Source organism: Oceanobacillus sp. Castelsardo (genome assembly GCF_001659985.1).
GTDB lineage: Bacteria > Bacillota > Bacilli > Bacillales > Amphibacillaceae > Oceanobacillus.
In genome coordinates this window covers 1-17,676 of record NZ_LYCS01000011.1, presented here as the reverse complement: position 1 = coordinate 17,676, position 17,676 = coordinate 1, and the positions used below count along the sequence as shown (strand labels likewise).

Genomic DNA, 17,676 nt, shown 5'->3' with positions numbered 1-17,676 from the left:
AGGTGTGCTTTCTTTATGGATGAAAAGCAAGCACAAAAGAAAATAGAGGAACTAAAAAGTTTACTGAATCAATATAGTTACGAATATTATGTGTTGGATCAGCCATCTGTGCCTGATTCGGAATACGATGAAAAGCTAAATGAACTGCAAAAATTAGAAGAACAATTTCCACAATTCATTACAGAGGACTCCCCAACCCAACGTGTTGGTGGGGAGCCTCTGGAAGGATTTGTTAAAGTGGAGCATCGAGTTCCAATGCTTAGCTTGGGAAATGCGTTCAATGAACAAGATTTGCGAGACTTTGCGAGACGTGCTAGCCAAGGAGTCGATGGGGAAATCTCTTTTGTTTGTGAATTGAAAATTGATGGTCTTGCAGTATCTCTAACTTATGAAAATGGTAAATTTGTCCGTGGTGCAACGCGAGGAGATGGAACGGTAGGAGAAGATATTACGAATAATTTAAAAACAATCCGTAGTATCCCATTAACATTGAAAGAAGCTGAAACGTTAGAAGTACGTGGCGAAGCTTTTATGCCCCACAGTTCTTTTTTGAAATTAAATGAGCTACGAAGGGAAAATGAGGAAGAGCCTTTTGCAAATCCACGAAATGCAGCAGCTGGGTCTCTACGCCAATTAGATCCTAAAATAGCAGCTAAACGTCATTTAGATACCTTTCTTTATGCGGTTGGGGAGTGGGGAAACAATGATATTTCCACACATAGTGGTCGATTAGAAAAACTGAAAGAACTCGGTTTTAAGACGAATCCAGAGTGGAGAAAATGCTCGTCTATTGAAGAAGTAATGGAATTTGTCGAATATTGGACGAAAGAGCGTCCTAATCTGCATTATGAAATTGATGGAATTGTAATTAAAGTAGATCGTTTAGAACAACAAGAAGAATTGGGTTTTACAGCGAAAAGTCCAAGATGGGCTATTGCGTATAAATTTCCTGCCGAAGAAGTAATGACAAAACTAATTGATATTGAACTTAGTGTTGGTAGAACGGGAGTCATCACACCTACTGCTATTTTAGAGCCAGTTCGAATTGCTGGAACAACTGTACAACGTGCTTCATTGCATAATGAAGACTTAATTCGCGAACAAGACATCCGAATTGGAGATATGGTAGTTATTAAAAAAGCAGGAGACATTATTCCTAAGGTTGTCCGCGTCGTAGAGGAAAAGCGTTCGGGTGATGCAACAGAATATCATATGCCAGAGGAATGCCCTGCATGTGAGAGTGAATTAGTAAGACTAGAAGGTGAAGTAGCATTACGTTGTATTAATCCTAGTTGTCCAGCCCAATTGACAGAGGGATTAATTCATTTTGTGTCACGTAATGCGATGAATATTGATGGATTAGGTGAAAAAGTAATCATCCAGTTGTTTCAACACGGGCTTATTAAGACTTTCGCTGATTTGTATCGTTTGGAACGTGAAGAGTTATTGAAATTGGAAAGAATGGGCGAAAAGTCGGTTCAAAATCTTCTTCATGCAATAGAAGCATCGAAAGAAAATTCCTTAGAACGATTAATATTTGGATTAGGTATTCGCTTTATAGGTGCTAAGGCTGCCAAAACACTTGCAATGGAGTTTGAATCCATGGATAACCTTCGACATGTAACTTATGACGATCTCATCGCAGTGGATGAAATAGGAGAAAAGATGGCAGATGCGGTTGTTCAGTATTTCCAAGAAGAACATGTAAAAGATTTATTAATCGATTTAAAAGCATTAGGAATCAATATGGAATATAAAGGACCTAAGAAGATTGAGACAGCTAATGAAGAGAGTATTTTCACAGGAAAAACAATTGTTTTAACTGGTAAGATGGAACATTACACCCGGAATGAAGCGAAAGAACTGATTGAGGCTATGGGTGGTTCTATAACGGGAAGTGTTAGCAAAAAAACCGATATTGTCATCGCGGGTGAGGACGCTGGGTCTAAATATGATAAAGCCCAGAAACTTGGAATTACCATTTGGGATGAAGAACAATTAAAAGAAGCACTGGGGAGTAATTCATAATGAAAAGAATAAGTATCATATTAATTATCGCGCTCCTACTACTTGCAAGCTGTTCACCGAAAAATAATGATGAAGAGGAAGTAGTACAAGAAAATGAAAACAAGGAGCAACAGACGTCGATTGTTCCGAGTTATCAATTAACCGATGAAACGTATCGTATTATTCTTCCGTTTCAAACAAGTGAGGCAAGAGGGGTCATTACGAATCAAATGGGAAACCGAGTGGATATTGATGAATTGGAAGAAGGTCTCATGCGCCAATCTAAAGAAATCTTTGACCCGGGTGAATTGTTTTATCAAGAAGGACAGTATTTCTCAAAAGAACTCCTTTTTTCTATGATTGATGAATTAAATCCAAAGGTAAATAAGGAAAAGGTTGAAGAATTAGAAACAGAAGAAAAAATTGAAGTTTACAAAAAGAAACCTCGATACTTAACACATATATTAGAGCAAAATTATTTGAAGCGAAACGAAGATGATAACACGGTTGAACTAGCGGGGGTTTCTATAGGTATTGCATTAAAATCAGTCTATCGTTTCCAGACAGAAACTGGAGGACCATATTATAACGAGAAAATTCCGATGAAAGAAATGATAGAAAAAGGTCAAGAAGTGGCACAAACAGTGGTGGACCAATTAAAGAGTACGGAAAATTTCCCAGATGTACCTATTATGATTGCATTGTTTAGGGAAGCAGAAATGAATTCTCCTGTCCCAGGGAATTTCGTTTCCAAAACAGTTGTTCCTGCTGGAAAAAATAAAATAGATGATTGGGATAAAATAAATGAAAAAAATGTTCTTTTCCCGTCAGATGAGGCGAAAAAGAATTATACAGACGACAATGAAATAATAAACAGTTTTGGAAATGAAATAGCACTATTTTTCCCTAATTATGTAGGATACATTGGAAAAGGCTTTTACATTAACGATGATTTACAAAAGCTTACAATCGAGGTACCTATAGAGTTTTATGGTAAAGGGGAAATAATAGGATTTACTCAATATGTATACGGCCTTATTCAAGATATGTTTCCAAAGAACTATGATTTAGAAGTTCAGATAACTTCAAGTGCCGGTGCAGAAAGCCTAATCTATCGAGAAGCTGGAAAAGAAAAACCAGTTGTCCATATATATGATTAAGAACTAAAGCGCAAGCGCCCGTTTAGCGACGTACGGACTGCGCCTGGCCATGCCAGGTGGTCCGATGTTGCCGCGCAAAGCGGCGTTCTTAATCGGACATTCCACTGCCGTAGGAGATAAAGGAAACATGCCCCTTCATAGGGGTATGCCGACGTTGGCCGCAAAGGCCGTACTTAGTCGGCCTTCCTTTAGTACTTATATCGATGTTGACTTTCACCGCAAGGGTATAAGGGCGACTAAGCCTCTGATTTCATCAATCGGCAAGTCTTCTTTATCGCACGGAGGTGAAGGAAGTCTCGCTACGGCTTTAGCGCTGGAGCTGGACGTGGCCTTCCCAAAGACAAGATTTAATAGGCTAGATTTTTTATGCTTTCTTATTCTTTTAAAAATCATCACCTAAAAGAAATAGGTGATGATTTTCCTCTTTTAGGAAAAAATCGTAAAAAACATTTGATTAATGAGGTAGATTCTCTATAATTTTCCCAATATAAAACTATTGTACCTATGATATAATATATTTGAATACATATAATTAAAATTTCATACATAACATGATAGGATGGGTATTTTGATAGAGATTGGTTCATTTATTAAATTACAACGTACCAAGAAAGGCATGACACTAGGGGAATTAGCAGATGGTATCGTTTCTGTATCCTATTTGTCTAAAATTGAAAATCTAAAAACCCAGGCAAGTCCCGAAATTATTCAGTTACTTTGTAATAAGCTTGGGATCAAAGTAGACAATAGTAAAGAGCTAGTGATTGAGGAAAAATGCAATCAATGGTTTAGTATGCTCTTTGCAGTGAATGATAAAGAGGATATTATTGCTACCTATAAAGAACTACAAGAATTAATGGATACCAACATATCTGAAAGTCTACTCATGTTTGAAATACATAAAATTCGCTATTATCTCTTAATCGGGGAAACTTCCCAAGCACATAATAAAATAAAAGAGCTTAATGAAATTAGCGAGAATTTTGATGATATACATAAATTCTATTGGTATAAGTATAAAGGGAACTATTACTCGGTTATAGAGGATAATAGCGTTGCCTTAGAAATGTACAACCACGCTAAAGGGTTGTCTAAATTTTTAAACATAGAAGAACGTGAAGTAGCAGATGTCTACTATCTTTTGGCAGTTACTCATAGTAAGCTACGAAATACTTTAGAATCTATTGATTATGCGAACGAGGCGTTAGATGTTTATATGAAACAATATGACTTTGTTCGCTGCGCTCAATGTCATAATATTTTAGGTATATCCTATAGAAGGATAAGAATGTACGAAAAGGCAATTAAAAATTATAATTTAGCATTACATTTAGGTAAGTTGAACAATAATAAATCTATTATCCAATTGACGAACCAAAATCTTGGTCATTTGTACTCTGTAAAAGGGGATTCAGAGGAAGCGATTAAACATTATCTTGAAGTATTGAATGATGATCAAGTGTTACCGTCTAACAGATTAACAACATTAGCATCATCCGTAAGCGAGTATTATCAAACTGAAAGATATGATGAGGCAAAAGAGACGATACATGTTGCATTTCAATTAATGAAGGAGTTAAAAGAAGAAACACCTAGGTTGAGTTATTATACGATTCATATATATCACCATCTTTTAAATGAAGAGTTTGATAAATTTGAAAATGTAATGGTGAAGGAGCTTTTGCCTTATTTAAGAAAAACAAAAGACTACGCAAATATTATTATATTTAGTAGTTTGCTCGCGGATTTCTTTGAAAAACGTCAACGATACAAGGATGCGGCTAAGTATTATAAAGAAGTAAATTTTGCCTATAGGCAAATTGCTAATATATAAAAAAGGGGGACTACATGAATGAAAAAAACATTGATGATTATTGGGCTTGGTGCTTTACTAGCCACTGGGGTTGCTTTTTCAGTAATACCGAATGATTTAGCAATCGAAGTAGAACCAGGAATTTTCTTTATCGGAAATCACCTATTTAATTTCTAACTCTTGTATGTTTTATACATATTATCTATGAAGACTTAACCGGTTTAGTATTAACTATTCCGGTATTTTTTTGGTAGAGGAATAATTTATGGAGTTGTGCATCAAAATACACTTTTCTCGACACTTTTTTTACTCAACATTTGCCTATATGTGGCTATCTCTGCTATTATCATAGTGTTATAATAAAACATTATGGTTATATTGAATTGTATATAGTAAAAAACGGTTTGGAGGTTGAACCATGGCGGATATTTCAAAAGAACAAGTAAAACACGTTGCTCATCTAGCGAGATTAGCTGTTACGGAGGAAGAAGTAGAACAGTTAACAAAAGACTTAGGTGCAATTATTGAATATGCGGAACAATTAAATGAATTAGATACAGAGAATGTAGAACCTACCACTCATGTATTAGAAATGAAGAATGTCATGCGTAAAGACGAAGCAAGACAATGGATCACACAAGAGGATGCATTGAAGAATGCTCCAGACAAAAAAGACGGTCAATTCCGCGTACCATCCATTTTGGCAGAGTAGAAAGTATAAAACTTTCTACTCTGCATAAGTGCAACTAAGGTATTCGCCCAAAAGCTTGACGAATACCAAGTTTTCTAAGAATAAGGAGGAGAAAGGAAAATGTCATTATTTGACCACTCCATTAAGGAATTAGAAGAGAAACTACATAATAAAGAAATCACCGTTCAAGATTTAGTTGAAGAATCCTACAAACGTATTAAAGAAGTAGACGGTGAAGTTCATGCTTTTTTAACTTTAGATGAAGAAAATGCTAGAAGACAAGCGAAGGAATTGGATGAATCTTCTGATGCTTCTGCAAGTCTTTTTGGTATGCCTCAAGGAATCAAAGATAACATTGTAACTAAAGGCCTTCGCACTACCTGTGCAAGTCAACATTTAGATAACTTTAATGACCCACTATACGATGCAACAGTTATTCAAAAATTAGCGGAGCAAAAATCCATTACCATTGGTAAGTTAAACATGGATGAATTTGCGATGGGTTCATCCAATGAAAACTCAAGCTATACTCCAACAAGAAATCCGTGGAATACGAATCATGTTCCAGGAGGTTCTAGTGGTGGTTCTGCAGCGGCTGTTGCGGCGGGTGAGGTTTTATATGCTTTAGGATCTGACACTGGTGGTTCAATTCGCCAGCCTGCAGCTTATTGTGGTGTGGTTGGGATGAAGCCTACCTATGGTCGTGTGTCTCGCTTTGGTTTAGTAGCATTCGCTTCTTCCCTTGACCAAATTGGACCGATTACACGCTCAGTAGAAGATAATGCACGTGTAATGGAAGTGATTGCTGGCCATGACAAGCTGGATGCAACTAGTGCAAATCTGGACGTACCGAAATACACAGAAGCACTTACTGGAGATGTTCAAGGTCTTAAAATTGCAGTACCGAAAGAATATTTAGCTGAAGGAGTAAATCCTGAAGTTAAAGAAGCGGTAATGAACGCATTAAAAGTATATGAATCGCTTGGTGCAACATGGGAAGAGGTTTCTTTACCACATTCTAAATACGCATTAGCTTCCTACTATATTATCTCTTCATCTGAAGCATCTGCTAACTTAGCACGCTTTGATGGGGTTCGTTATGGTGTACGTACAGAAAATGCGGATAACATGATTGATATGTTTAAGAAATCTCGTAGTGAAGGATTTGGACAAGAAGTGAAACGTCGTATTATGCTTGGAACGTTTGCTTTAAGTTCCGGTTATTATGATGCTTACTATAAAAAAGCACAAAAAGTCCGTACATTAATTAAAAATGACTTCGATAAGATTTTTGAAGAATACGATGTTGTTATTGGACCAACAACCCCAAATCCTGCATTTAAAGTTGGAGAAAATATTGATGATCCATTAACCATGTACGCAAATGATATTTTAACAATTCCAGTAAACTTAGCAGGTGTACCGGGAATCTCCATTCCGTGTGGTTTTTCTAATGAAGGTTTACCAATTGGTTTACAAATTATTGGCAAACATTTCGATGAAAGCACGGTGTATCGTACTGCACACGCATTTGAACAAGCTACGGATTATCATACAAAACGACCTCAACTAGGGGGTAGTAACTAATGAACTTTGAAACAGTTATAGGTCTAGAAGTACACGTAGAATTAAAAACAAAATCAAAAATATTTAGCTCAAGTGTAAATGCATTTGGCTCTGAACCAAATACAAATGTAAGTCCAATTGAATTAGGGTATCCAGGAACACTTCCAGTTCTAAATGAAGAAGCAGTAAACTTCGCGATGAAAGCTGCCATGGCTTTAAACTGTGAAATTGCGACAGATACGTATTTTGATCGTAAAAACTATTTCTATCCAGATAACCCGAAAGCTTACCAAATTTCTCAAGATGAGAACCCAATTGGTGCGAATGGTTGGATTGAAATTGAAGTAAATGGCGAAAAGAAAAAGATTGGAATTACTCGTCTACATTTAGAAGAAGATGCTGGTAAATTGACTCATGGTGATGACGGATATTCTTATGTTGACTTTAACCGTCAAGGAACACCGTTAATCGAAATTGTTTCTGAGCCAGATATACGTACTCCAGAAGAGGCATATGCATACTTAGAAAAACTGAAAAATATCATTCAGTACACAGGTGTTTCTGACGTGAAAATGCAGGAAGGTTCCCTACGTTGTGATGCGAACATTTCATTACGTCCGATTGGTCAAGAAGAATTTGGTACAAAGACAGAATTAAAGAACTTAAACTCCTTTAACTTTGTACAAAAAGGTCTTGAGTTTGAAGAAAAACGTCAAGAAAAAGTTCTTTTATCAGGTGGAGAAATTCTTCAAGAAACACGTCGTTATGATGAGAAAACGAAAGAAACGATTCTAATGCGTGTGAAGGAAGGAGCGGATGATTATCGTTACTTCCCAGAGCCAGATTTAGTTCCGCTTTATATTGATGAAGAGTGGAAAGAACGTATTCGTGCAGAAATTCCTGAACTACCAGATGCACGCCGTGCGCGTTATGTGAAGGAGCTTGGATTATCTGAATACGATGCGAATGTTTTAACAAGTTCTAAAGAAATGGCGGATTTCTTTGAAGAAGCGGTTGATCATGGTGCAGATATTAAACAAGCATCCAACTGGTTAATGGGTGAAGTATCTGCTTACATGAATAAACATTTAAAAGAGCTTCATGATTTAGCGATTACTCCTAAAGCATTAGCATCGATGATTAAACTTATTGAAGATGGAACAATCTCTTCTAAAATAGCGAAGAAAGTATTTGCTGAGCTTGTTGAAAAAGGCGGCGCCCCTGAGAAGATTGTGAAGGAACAAGGACTTGTTCAAATTTCTGACCCTGAACAATTAAAAGAAATTGTAAATAAAGTCTTGGATGAAAACGAACAATCAATCATTGACTTTAAAGCAGGAAAAGGAAAAGCACTTGGCTTCTTAGTTGGTCAAATTATGAAAGCAACAAAAGGCCAAGCTAACCCACCGATGGTGAACAAGATTCTTAAGGAAGAAATTGAAAAACGTTAAATGACGGTTATGTTTTAGACTACGATTTAGATGAATCGTAGTCTAAACTTTTTTAGCAGGTAGGAGTATAAAATCTTTCCCGTCTGGCGCTCCGGTTACTCGCCCCGCCGTAAAGATATGCATAAGTGCAACTAAGTCATTCGCCCAAAGGCTGGTGAATGCCAAGTTTTCTAACATAGGAACATAAAAAACTTTAAGTTCTAGCGTAAGGAAGCTTATGCTTTCTGATTTGCCAAAAAAGTATTTTGAGACTATGATAGAATGGATAAACTAGTAATAAGGTTTGAAATCAGTAATCAAGGTCTGAAATTAGTAGATGTGAATGAATAAATAAACTATTGCAATACATGATAACTATATACAAAGACAACTTTCTTTTTGCCTTACTGTAGTACATAGTAAACAATACATATATGAACTCGAGGTAAACGTTGCAGGAGGGAGGAAGTAAAATGAAAAAGGCTAGAATCATTTATAATCCGACTTCAGGTCGTGAAATATTTAAGAAAGAATTGCCGTATGTTTTGAAAAGATTGGAATTAGCTGGTTACGAAACATCCGCCCACGCTACTACTGGTGAGGATGGAGATGCCGAAACAGCTGCAAAGTATGCACTTTCTAGAAACTTCGATTTAGTTATAGCCGCAGGTGGAGATGGAACTATTAATGAAGTGATACATGGAGTAGCTGAACAAAATCATCGGCCAAAGCTGGGTATTATTCCAACGGGAACTACAAATGACTTCGCACGAGCATTGCATATTCCACGGGATATTAAGAAAGCAGTAGACATTATTGTCGAAGGGCACTCACAACTGTTAGACATTGGTAGAGTAAATGAACATTATTTTATTAACATTGCCGGTGGAGGTAAATTAACCGAACTAACTTACGATGTTCCAGTGAAATTAAAAACAGTTCTTGGGCAGCTGGCTTATTATGTAAAAGGGATAGAGATGCTTCCTTCTTTGAAACCTGCGAGAGTTAAAATAGAATATGATGGTAACGTGATTGATGAAGATATTATGATATTTTTAGTATCTAATTCCAATTCTGTTGGCGGCTTTGAAAAGCTTGCACCAAGCGCTGATTTAAGTGATGGATATTTTGATTTAATTATATTAAAAAAAGTCAATTTAGCTGAATTTATTCGAATAGCTACCCTAGCTATTCGTGGTGCGCATTTAGAAGATTCCAATGTAATATATAAACAAGCGAAAAAAGTTACTGTTACACCACAAGAAAAAATGCAACTCAACTTAGATGGTGAATATGGCGGGCTGTTACCTGGAGAATTTATTAACTTAAAGCAGCATATAGAATTTATGGTGCCAAAGGAATTTATGAAAGAAGAAGAGAAGACTGAGGATTAAGCGTGGTCTTCTTTTTTAATGGGATTTTCTAATTCACCACTTGTATGAGGAATGCTTTTCCAGTTAAAAATATGATAAGATAGAACCTACTATAAGCGCGGTAAAGGAAGATTAACAAATGGCAAAACAAACTGCACCAGTTAAAAAAAACGAAACCATTACTTTGACTTTTGAGGATTTGACCCATGAAGGAAATGGTGTTGGCAAAGTTGATGGCTACCCATTATTTGTACCATATGGACTGCCAGGAGAAGAAGCAACGGTTAAAGTTGTGAAAGTAAACAAGAACTTTGGATACGGCAAGTTGTTAGAAGTTAAAGAAAAAAGTAAAGACAGGGTCGAACCGCCATGTAATGTATTTTATCAATGTGGTGGATGTCAACTTCAACATATGAGTTATGACTTACAACTTGAAATGAAACGAAATCAAGTGAAAAATGTTATGAAGAAAATTGCTCATCTTGAACATGTACCTGTTCACCCAACAATTGGAATGAAGGATCCATGGCGTTACCGGAACAAGGTGCAGATACCTGTAGGCGAGCGTGATGGTGAGCTAATTACTGGATTCTACCGAATGCGCAGCCACGATATTATTGATGACATGGAAACATGCGTTATTCAAGATGAAGTGAATGATCGTTCTGTTCATGCGGTACGTAGAATAGCAAACCAGTTAGGTATCGAAGCCTATGATGAAAAATCAGACCGTGGTGTTCTTAGACATATTATGGTTCGTACAGGTAGAGAAACGAACGAAACGATGATTGTTTTAGTTACTCGTACAAAGAAACTCCCACATCAGGAAGAATTCATCCGTCAATTAACGGAAACTTTTCCACATGTTAAATCAATCGTTCATAACATTAATGATCGGCGGACTAATGTTATTTTAGGGAGAAAGACGAAAGTGATATGGGGAGAGGAATACATTTATGACACGATTGGTGATATTAAATTCGCCATTTCAGCACGGTCCTTTTATCAAGTAAATCCATATCAAACAAAGGTATTATATGAAAAGGCATTAGAGGTTGCAAATATCAACGAAAATGATGTGGTCATTGATGCCTATTGTGGAATTGGGACGATTTCTTTATTTTTAGCTCAAAAAGCGAAGCGGGTTTATGGTGTGGAAGTTGTTCAAGACGCAATAAATGATGCAAAAAATAATGCTAAACTGAATGATATAACCAATGTTGAGTTTGTTGTTGGAGAAGCGGAAAAGGTCATGCCTGAGTGGAAAAATGAAGGATTAGACCCTGACGTAATTGTTGTCGATCCACCGAGAAAAGGTTGTGAACCAGAATTTCTCGAGGCTATGATTGAAATGGAACCGAAGCGAATCGTATATGTTTCTTGTAATCCATCCACGTTAGCTCGTGACTTGAGAATTTTAGAAGATGGTGGATATGAAACGAAAGAAGTACAACCAGTGGACATGTTTCCTCAGACTAATCATATTGAAGCGGTTTGTTGGTTGGAGAGGAAGTTGTCTAGTTAAAATAAACAATCCCTAATTAAAATAAACATTACCGATTTCAACACCGTTTCCGTTAAAATATACATTACCGATTTCAGAACTGCAACCAATAATTTCTCGGGTTTTCTTTAATAGAAACCCGGGATTTTTTATGCCCATAATGGAGCAAAGAGGGGAGATAAAGGAATCTTACTTCTATCACTCTTTGCTCTGCTATCCCTTGTCATTACACGTTTATTCAATATCTAACCCATGATTAATTTCAATAATTAATTCAACACGTATTCAATATTTCTTCTTATTTTCCCTTTCTTCTTTTCTCGCTTTTTTCTTCTCTCTATTCTCGGAGAACCTTATTTTAACTCTGGAAAAAAGGTGAAAAAACAGGTGGAAAATAGGTGAAAAAACGTGCATTTTTGATACGAAAAAGTGGAAAATAGGGGTTCTATAGGTAAACTTTATTTTAACTCCAACGGTGGAATGCGGGTTTGAGGTGGGGTGATTTGAGGGATGTTTATTTTAATTGCACATAGTAGAGAGAAGAAATTTAGTTGAGTTTGTAATAATTCATCCATATTGTGGAAAGGGAGATAAGAGGAAAGAATTGGTGATAACACAAATGAGGCAATGTTATACTATTAATTGAAGGTAAAGACTGGATATAAGGTGATTTATTTAGTTGTTTCTGCGATGAAATAAAGAAAAAGCGATGATTATTATCTCATTAGGGGGTTCTGTATGAGTAATAGTGTAAGGGACATAGATAGGCTGAAGTATCATGTAAAACAGTTAATAAAGGATAACTCACATAGAGAAGTTACACCACAAACCAAGTACAAGACATCTGGTATATACATGATTTATATAGATAATTTTACTAATGATAGAGTTGTTCCTGTTTATATTGGGCAATCGAAGGATATACAAAGAAGGTACAAACAACATTATTCTGAAATATTTGCCTTGAATAGACTTTCGTATGATGAATACGAACGTTATTTCTTTTCCAAAGGTTCCTCTTTTTACGAAGGGAATTTTAAATCCTGTAAGATATTCAAATATATGCTAGAAAATAATTGTTCTTTACAAGACTTTCACATGATCATTTTAGATAAGGCAGATATGGAAAACTTAGAAGATAAGGAGCAGGAGTATTTTCGGAAGTTATTGCCTTCATTTTTTGGTTTTAATCAATTAAATTCCTTTCTAAAGAGCCTTCCATATCGTTTTTCAAATACACAAATGAATGAAGAGGAAATTAATGATTATATGGATTTAATCATGGAGGATATTCAGGGCATTCACGATTATTATAATTATGGGTTTACAAAATTTAATTTTGAACATTCAATGCCTACACCTAAAGGTATTGAATATTCGTTGAATGGAAAAGAACAATGGAACAAGGATACGCTGTTAAAATTTAAAAAAGTAAATTCAAACCTTGATGACCTGTATAAACAATACAAACCTGATTATGACGAAATGAGACCAATGATTGAAAAGAAAGACAAACTATATGGGGATTATGTAGTCGCTAGATTTGAATTTAGTAGTGCTTTAGATGCTTTTAAGAGTGATATAAATAAGGAATTTAGGAAACAGAAACTATACAGTGAGAAGGCAAAAGAAAACTTTATTTACAGTGTAATTCATAATGATAAATTGTATAAAGAGCAATTCCAAGATTACTTAAAATCTAGGAAGTGTGATGTAGATTTATATCGAACTTTTCAAAACCATATAGATAAGGTTCAGAATAAATATGAAATTAAGGTTAATAAAGAAGAGCCTTATCAAGAAATTACTGATAAAATCATAGATCGGGAAGTTCAAAACAGAAGTGAAAGACACAAAATGATATTTCCATCATGCCAATTCGAGCCTTTTACTTTAGGTGATAATATTAAAGATCTTACAATGAGATTAAGCATGGATGATGACTTATTGAATACTTGTCATATAAATATTTACATATCAAATAATGGAATAAGCAGAAGTTACATTAGAAAAGACCCTGATATTCTCAGGATAGATTATTGTTACATAAATAATGAAGAAACAAAATATGAAAAACAGTATTATATTGAAAATGAGACGACAAGAAATTGTCAGTCTGGAATTGGATATTATGAACAAGACTTTTACAGTATGTTTGCATTCAGACCGGAACGGTTTAAAATTACTAGCTTAATAGATAATGAACAGGATAACTCATTTATTTCAATACTAGCTGAATTTAAGCATGGGATTAATGATTATACAATTAGAGATAAGGAATTAGTTCAATTATCTGTTGTGTTAAATGAAATTCAGCAATTAATTGATAAAGAAACAAGATTTGAAGTTGAAGTTTCAGAATCATATTCTTGCCTTGAAAAATGTCTGAATCAGGATCTACACGACAATCCGTTTGTAAAAAGGTTATTATCAAGAAAATTACCCGGAATTAGAAAGGGTCAGAAATCTAAATCCACTTCTAAGAAAGTAGTGAAACAAAACGATAAAACACATCAAACTAGAGCAGAAAAATATCAAGAGAAAATAAACGTTAGATCAAATGATAAAATTACTATATTTAATTACATCTCAAGTAAAGAGAAAGTAACTGCTAAATGTAACAATTGTTCATATGAGTGGGAAAAACGCAGTGATCACCTATTGGCAAAGCCATTCTGTCCATTATGTTGGAAATCCCAATGAGTGATACTGACCATTCACTAACAACAACTTCCGGTGTATGGAGCCTAGTATAAATCATTTGGCTGATAGCATCCTAATATTCCAATATTGCTATGTTGACCAAGGTGAATGTTGCTATGCAAAGGAGGCGGGAAGAGTAGCGGGAGGTTATGATATTGTATCTAACGTTTATTCAACTGTAAAGTCAATCCATTTTGAAGTATTCAGAAAAATATTTATTAATTCTAAACATGAGCCTCATTTCAACATGATGATGGGAGACTTTGTGATTAATGTTGGAGAAGAGTCTGCCGAACAAGAGGCTAAAAGAGAAATCCAATTGGCATTGAAGCAAGCTGCGGCTAGTCGGAACAGGTAAACAACTAATAGAAGGGGTAACGTATATGAGCAAAGAGAGCGAATTCTGTAAATGTCAAAGTAATAAGGGCGTACATGCCGTCGAAGGGGAATTTGGATATTGGCTGTATTGTACCGAATGTCATAGAAAGATAGAAGATGAATTTCATTATTATAATGAACCGGATGACATCTATTAGATTAAAATTGCCTTCCTGTAAATAGAACACTATAGGTTTGACAAAAGAACGGGGCATATTGAGAGAATATGTAGTCCAGCATAAGAGGTGTAACAATATTGGCGAGTGTTGGACATTACTTACCTTACCAGAATATGGGGTGATTGAGATGGACAAGAGAATAGAAGAATTAATTGATATTACAAGAGAAAAATACTGTTTACACAAATATTATTTACATACATTTGACATTCATCGTAATACAACAATTTTCAAAGATACGGTTTATAGACTAAGCATGGAATGGTTTCCAAATCACATTAAAAATTGGGATGATGAAACCTATAATCCAGAAGGAACAGCATGTATTGAGATAGACATCCATTCAAAAAAGACAAAACATGTGATTTTTAGTGAGGGAATTTCGACTGTTGGTGGTATGACGTTTGATTTGAATAACAGGGATGAAATCATCAAGTGGATTGAAAGGGAAACGGGTCTGATTTATGGAAGGCAGTTTGAGTTCTGGAAGGAAGAAGAAAGGGAGCTTCATTTCAAGGAATGTATAGATGGGGTTGCAGTTTCTCCATCAGGTTATATTGAATTAAAACTGGATAAAGAAGGGAGGCTCACCTTATTTTCTGTATATGGACAGTTTCCTTCTGAAGAACTTGTAAAACAAGAAAAATATTTACTTTCTCTTGAACAAGTAGAAGAGTTAGCTAAGGAACAATTGAAGTTAGTTGAGTTTCCAGTCATTGAACAAAAAAAGCTCGTTCCTGCATTTGCAATCGAGGAGATTTATATTAAAAATGATTGTTCTTCTACCTTAACCTATGAATTCTTTGTAGATGATAAGTTTTCTTTGCAAATGGACAAAGTGATAGAGTGGGATGATATTATTCAAAAACCTTTCCAAGGTAAAATACTGTCACTCATTGAAAATGTAACACCTGATCAGGCATTTCAGTGTGAACCACATCCAGATTTACGGCCAATCACAGAGGAAGAAATTAAAAAGTGTGTCAGTACCATTCAAAAATTTTTAGGTCAAGTATACACGAAGGATTCAGGAAAATGGGCATTAAAGTCGCTATATCGAGATAAGGGATACATCCATGCAACATTAAAGAAAAAGGAACAGAAAGAGCGTGTATTCAAAAGGAAAATGAAGCTATTCATTGACTCGGGTACTTATGAAGTATTGAATTACATGGATAATAAGCCGTTTTTAGAAACGTATATGGAATTAAAAGAAGTAGAAGAAATAAAGATTGCAAAAGAGGAAGCGTTTGAAAAAATAAAAGAATTGATTGAGCTGACACCATATTATGTATATGATTTTGAGCAAGGTTACTATGTATTATGTGGAAAGTTAGATTGCCAATATGCAGTAAAGGCGAATAACGGGGAAGTTATTGAATTGAACGAATTGTAGTAAGAGCAGACTGGCGGTCCAGACCAATGGATTTGTCATGGTGGAAATGGGATGCAAGAGTTGACGAAGAATACTTCTTATACCTTGCACTTCATCTTGAAAGGGAAAATCTTTGGAGTAAAGATGTTGAAACAATAGAAAAGCTATTCTCCCAAACTGAGGAAGAATATGTACCTCATAACGTAATCGGAATACAATACATAGAATCGGAAAGACGAGTAAACTATCTAAATAACCTAGTATTACAAAAAAACTCTATTCAAAAGTCTAATGCCCTCATGATTTATAGGTATTATAAAGATGACATTGAACGTGTATGTGCATATCACTTCACCACAAAAGGGTTAAAGGAAGTAAGAAACGCAATCTGCGAACAAGATGACTTTGGATATTTTTTTATGTGTTTCGAGGAGGAACACGAGCTTTCCAGAATAATATAGTAGTTACAGATTGAGTAGATTGATTATAGGTCAATTATCTATTCTAACCTCGAATAGTAGAAGGTGTTCAATTAGTAACCTAAAAAGGTTAAGAAAAATTGAATGGTAGAAACTATTTATTGAATGCAGAGAAACTAAATTTCGTAAAGGTATTTTTAATACATACCATAGAAAATGCCATTAATAAATCAAATAGGCATGTAATAAAAGGAGTAGAAAATGGCCACTTGACATCATTGGAATGACACAAACAACAAATATACAAATAATGGAGAAGATATAAATGATAGATTTTTTTGATGGAATTTTAATATCAATGGCAGGTGCAAGCGAAACAATAGAGAAATCTAAAAAAGAGAATAAGAGGAAGGAACAGCAAAGGAGAAGTAAAATGACACCAGAGGAAAGAAGCTACGAAGACACTTGTAAATTTAACAAACGTCTTTCAAGGGGATAGTTTGTAGTATGAATAACGCCGATATATTTTTCTTGTTTCTGTAACTCTTTTTTCTACTATGTCTAGTTAAAATAAACAATCCCTAATTAAAATAAACATTACCGATTTCAACACCGTTTCCGTTAAAATATACATTACCGATTTCAGAACTGCAACCAATAATTTCTCGGGTTTTCTTTAATAGAAACCCGGGATTTTTTATGCCCATAATGGAGCAAAGAGGGGAGATAAAGGAATCTTACTTCTATCACTCTTTGCTCTGCTATCCCTTGTCATTACACGTTTATTCAATATCTAACCCATGATTAATTTCAATAATTAATTCAACACGTATTCAATATTTCTTCTTATTTTCCCTTTCTTCTTTTCTCGCTTTTTTCTTCTCTCTATTCTCGGAGAACCTTATTTTAACTCTGGAAAAAAGGTGAAAAAACAGGTGGAAAATAGGTGAAAAAACGTGCATTTTTGATACGAAAAAGTGGAAAATAGGGGTTCTATAGGTAAACTTTATTTTAACTCCAACGGTGGAATGCGGGTTTGAGGTGGGGTGATTTGAGGGATGTTTATTTTAATTGCACA

At 35.2% G+C, this 17,676-nt stretch carries 14 protein-coding genes; all 14 read left to right on the top strand.

What is annotated here, in order from left to right:
- The first annotated feature begins 15 nt into the window (after positions 1-15).
- Positions 16-2,028 (top strand): NAD-dependent DNA ligase LigA, encoded by a 2,013-nt coding sequence (ligA, locus tag A9178_RS15445; RefSeq protein ID WP_068676890.1) that lies wholly within the window; start codon positions 16-18, stop codon positions 2,026-2,028.
- Entirely contained in the window at positions 2,028-3,167 is a 1,140-nt protein-coding gene (locus A9178_RS15440) for a CamS family sex pheromone protein (RefSeq protein WP_068676887.1), read from the top strand. Before ligA ends, A9178_RS15440 begins: the two co-directional genes overlap by 1 nt.
- Before the next feature lie 568 nt (positions 3,168-3,735).
- The gene (locus tag A9178_RS15430; RefSeq protein WP_068676883.1) at positions 3,736-5,001 is read left to right on the top strand and encodes a helix-turn-helix domain-containing protein; all 1,266 of its coding nucleotides are present in this window, start codon (positions 3,736-3,738) and stop codon (positions 4,999-5,001) included.
- Between the two features lie 18 nt (positions 5,002-5,019).
- Positions 5,020-5,157 carry a hypothetical protein gene (locus A9178_RS19040; protein ID WP_156520787.1) on the top strand — a complete coding sequence of 46 codons (138 nt, stop codon included), beginning with the start codon at positions 5,020-5,022 and terminating at the stop codon, positions 5,155-5,157.
- Between the two features lie 241 nt (positions 5,158-5,398).
- Entirely contained in the window at positions 5,399-5,692 is a 294-nt protein-coding gene (gene gatC, locus A9178_RS15425) for an Asp-tRNA(Asn)/Glu-tRNA(Gln) amidotransferase subunit GatC (RefSeq protein WP_068676878.1), read from the top strand.
- Between the two features lie 99 nt (positions 5,693-5,791).
- On the top strand, positions 5,792-7,258 hold the full coding sequence (gatA, locus tag A9178_RS15420) for an Asp-tRNA(Asn)/Glu-tRNA(Gln) amidotransferase subunit GatA (protein ID WP_068676876.1): 1,467 nt from the start codon (positions 5,792-5,794) through the stop codon (positions 7,256-7,258).
- Positions 7,258-8,688, top strand: coding sequence for an Asp-tRNA(Asn)/Glu-tRNA(Gln) amidotransferase subunit GatB (gene gatB / locus A9178_RS15415; RefSeq protein WP_068676875.1), 1,431 nt, complete (start codon positions 7,258-7,260; stop codon positions 8,686-8,688). The genes gatA and gatB overlap by 1 nt, the downstream gene beginning before the upstream one ends.
- 452 nt (positions 8,689-9,140) lie before the next feature.
- Positions 9,141-10,061 (top strand): diacylglycerol kinase, encoded by a 921-nt coding sequence (locus A9178_RS15410; RefSeq protein WP_068676873.1) that lies wholly within the window; start codon positions 9,141-9,143, stop codon positions 10,059-10,061.
- 118 nt (positions 10,062-10,179) lie between these two features.
- Positions 10,180-11,565 carry a 23S rRNA (uracil(1939)-C(5))-methyltransferase RlmD gene (gene rlmD / locus A9178_RS15405; RefSeq protein ID WP_068676871.1) on the top strand — a complete coding sequence of 462 codons (1,386 nt, stop codon included), beginning with the start codon at positions 10,180-10,182 and terminating at the stop codon, positions 11,563-11,565.
- Between the two features lie 717 nt (positions 11,566-12,282).
- Entirely contained in the window at positions 12,283-14,247 is a 1,965-nt protein-coding gene (locus A9178_RS15400; RefSeq protein WP_068676870.1) for a GIY-YIG nuclease family protein, read from the top strand.
- A 58-nt stretch (positions 14,248-14,305) separates the two neighbouring features.
- Positions 14,306-14,605: a hypothetical protein gene (locus tag A9178_RS15395; RefSeq protein ID WP_068676868.1), complete on the top strand. Its 300-nt coding sequence runs from the start codon at positions 14,306-14,308 to the stop codon at positions 14,603-14,605.
- Positions 14,606-14,931: 326 nt separating this feature from the next.
- Positions 14,932-16,200: a hypothetical protein gene (locus tag A9178_RS15390; RefSeq protein ID WP_068676867.1), complete on the top strand. Its 1,269-nt coding sequence runs from the start codon at positions 14,932-14,934 to the stop codon at positions 16,198-16,200.
- A 26-nt stretch (positions 16,201-16,226) separates the two neighbouring features.
- The gene (locus A9178_RS15385; RefSeq protein WP_197482207.1) at positions 16,227-16,640 is read left to right on the top strand and encodes a hypothetical protein; all 414 of its coding nucleotides are present in this window, start codon (positions 16,227-16,229) and stop codon (positions 16,638-16,640) included.
- 283 nt (positions 16,641-16,923) lie between these two features.
- Complete coding sequence (locus A9178_RS19035; protein ID WP_156520786.1) at positions 16,924-17,097, top strand: hypothetical protein; 174 nt, start codon at positions 16,924-16,926, stop codon at positions 17,095-17,097.
- The last annotated feature ends 579 nt before the right edge of the window (positions 17,098-17,676 follow it).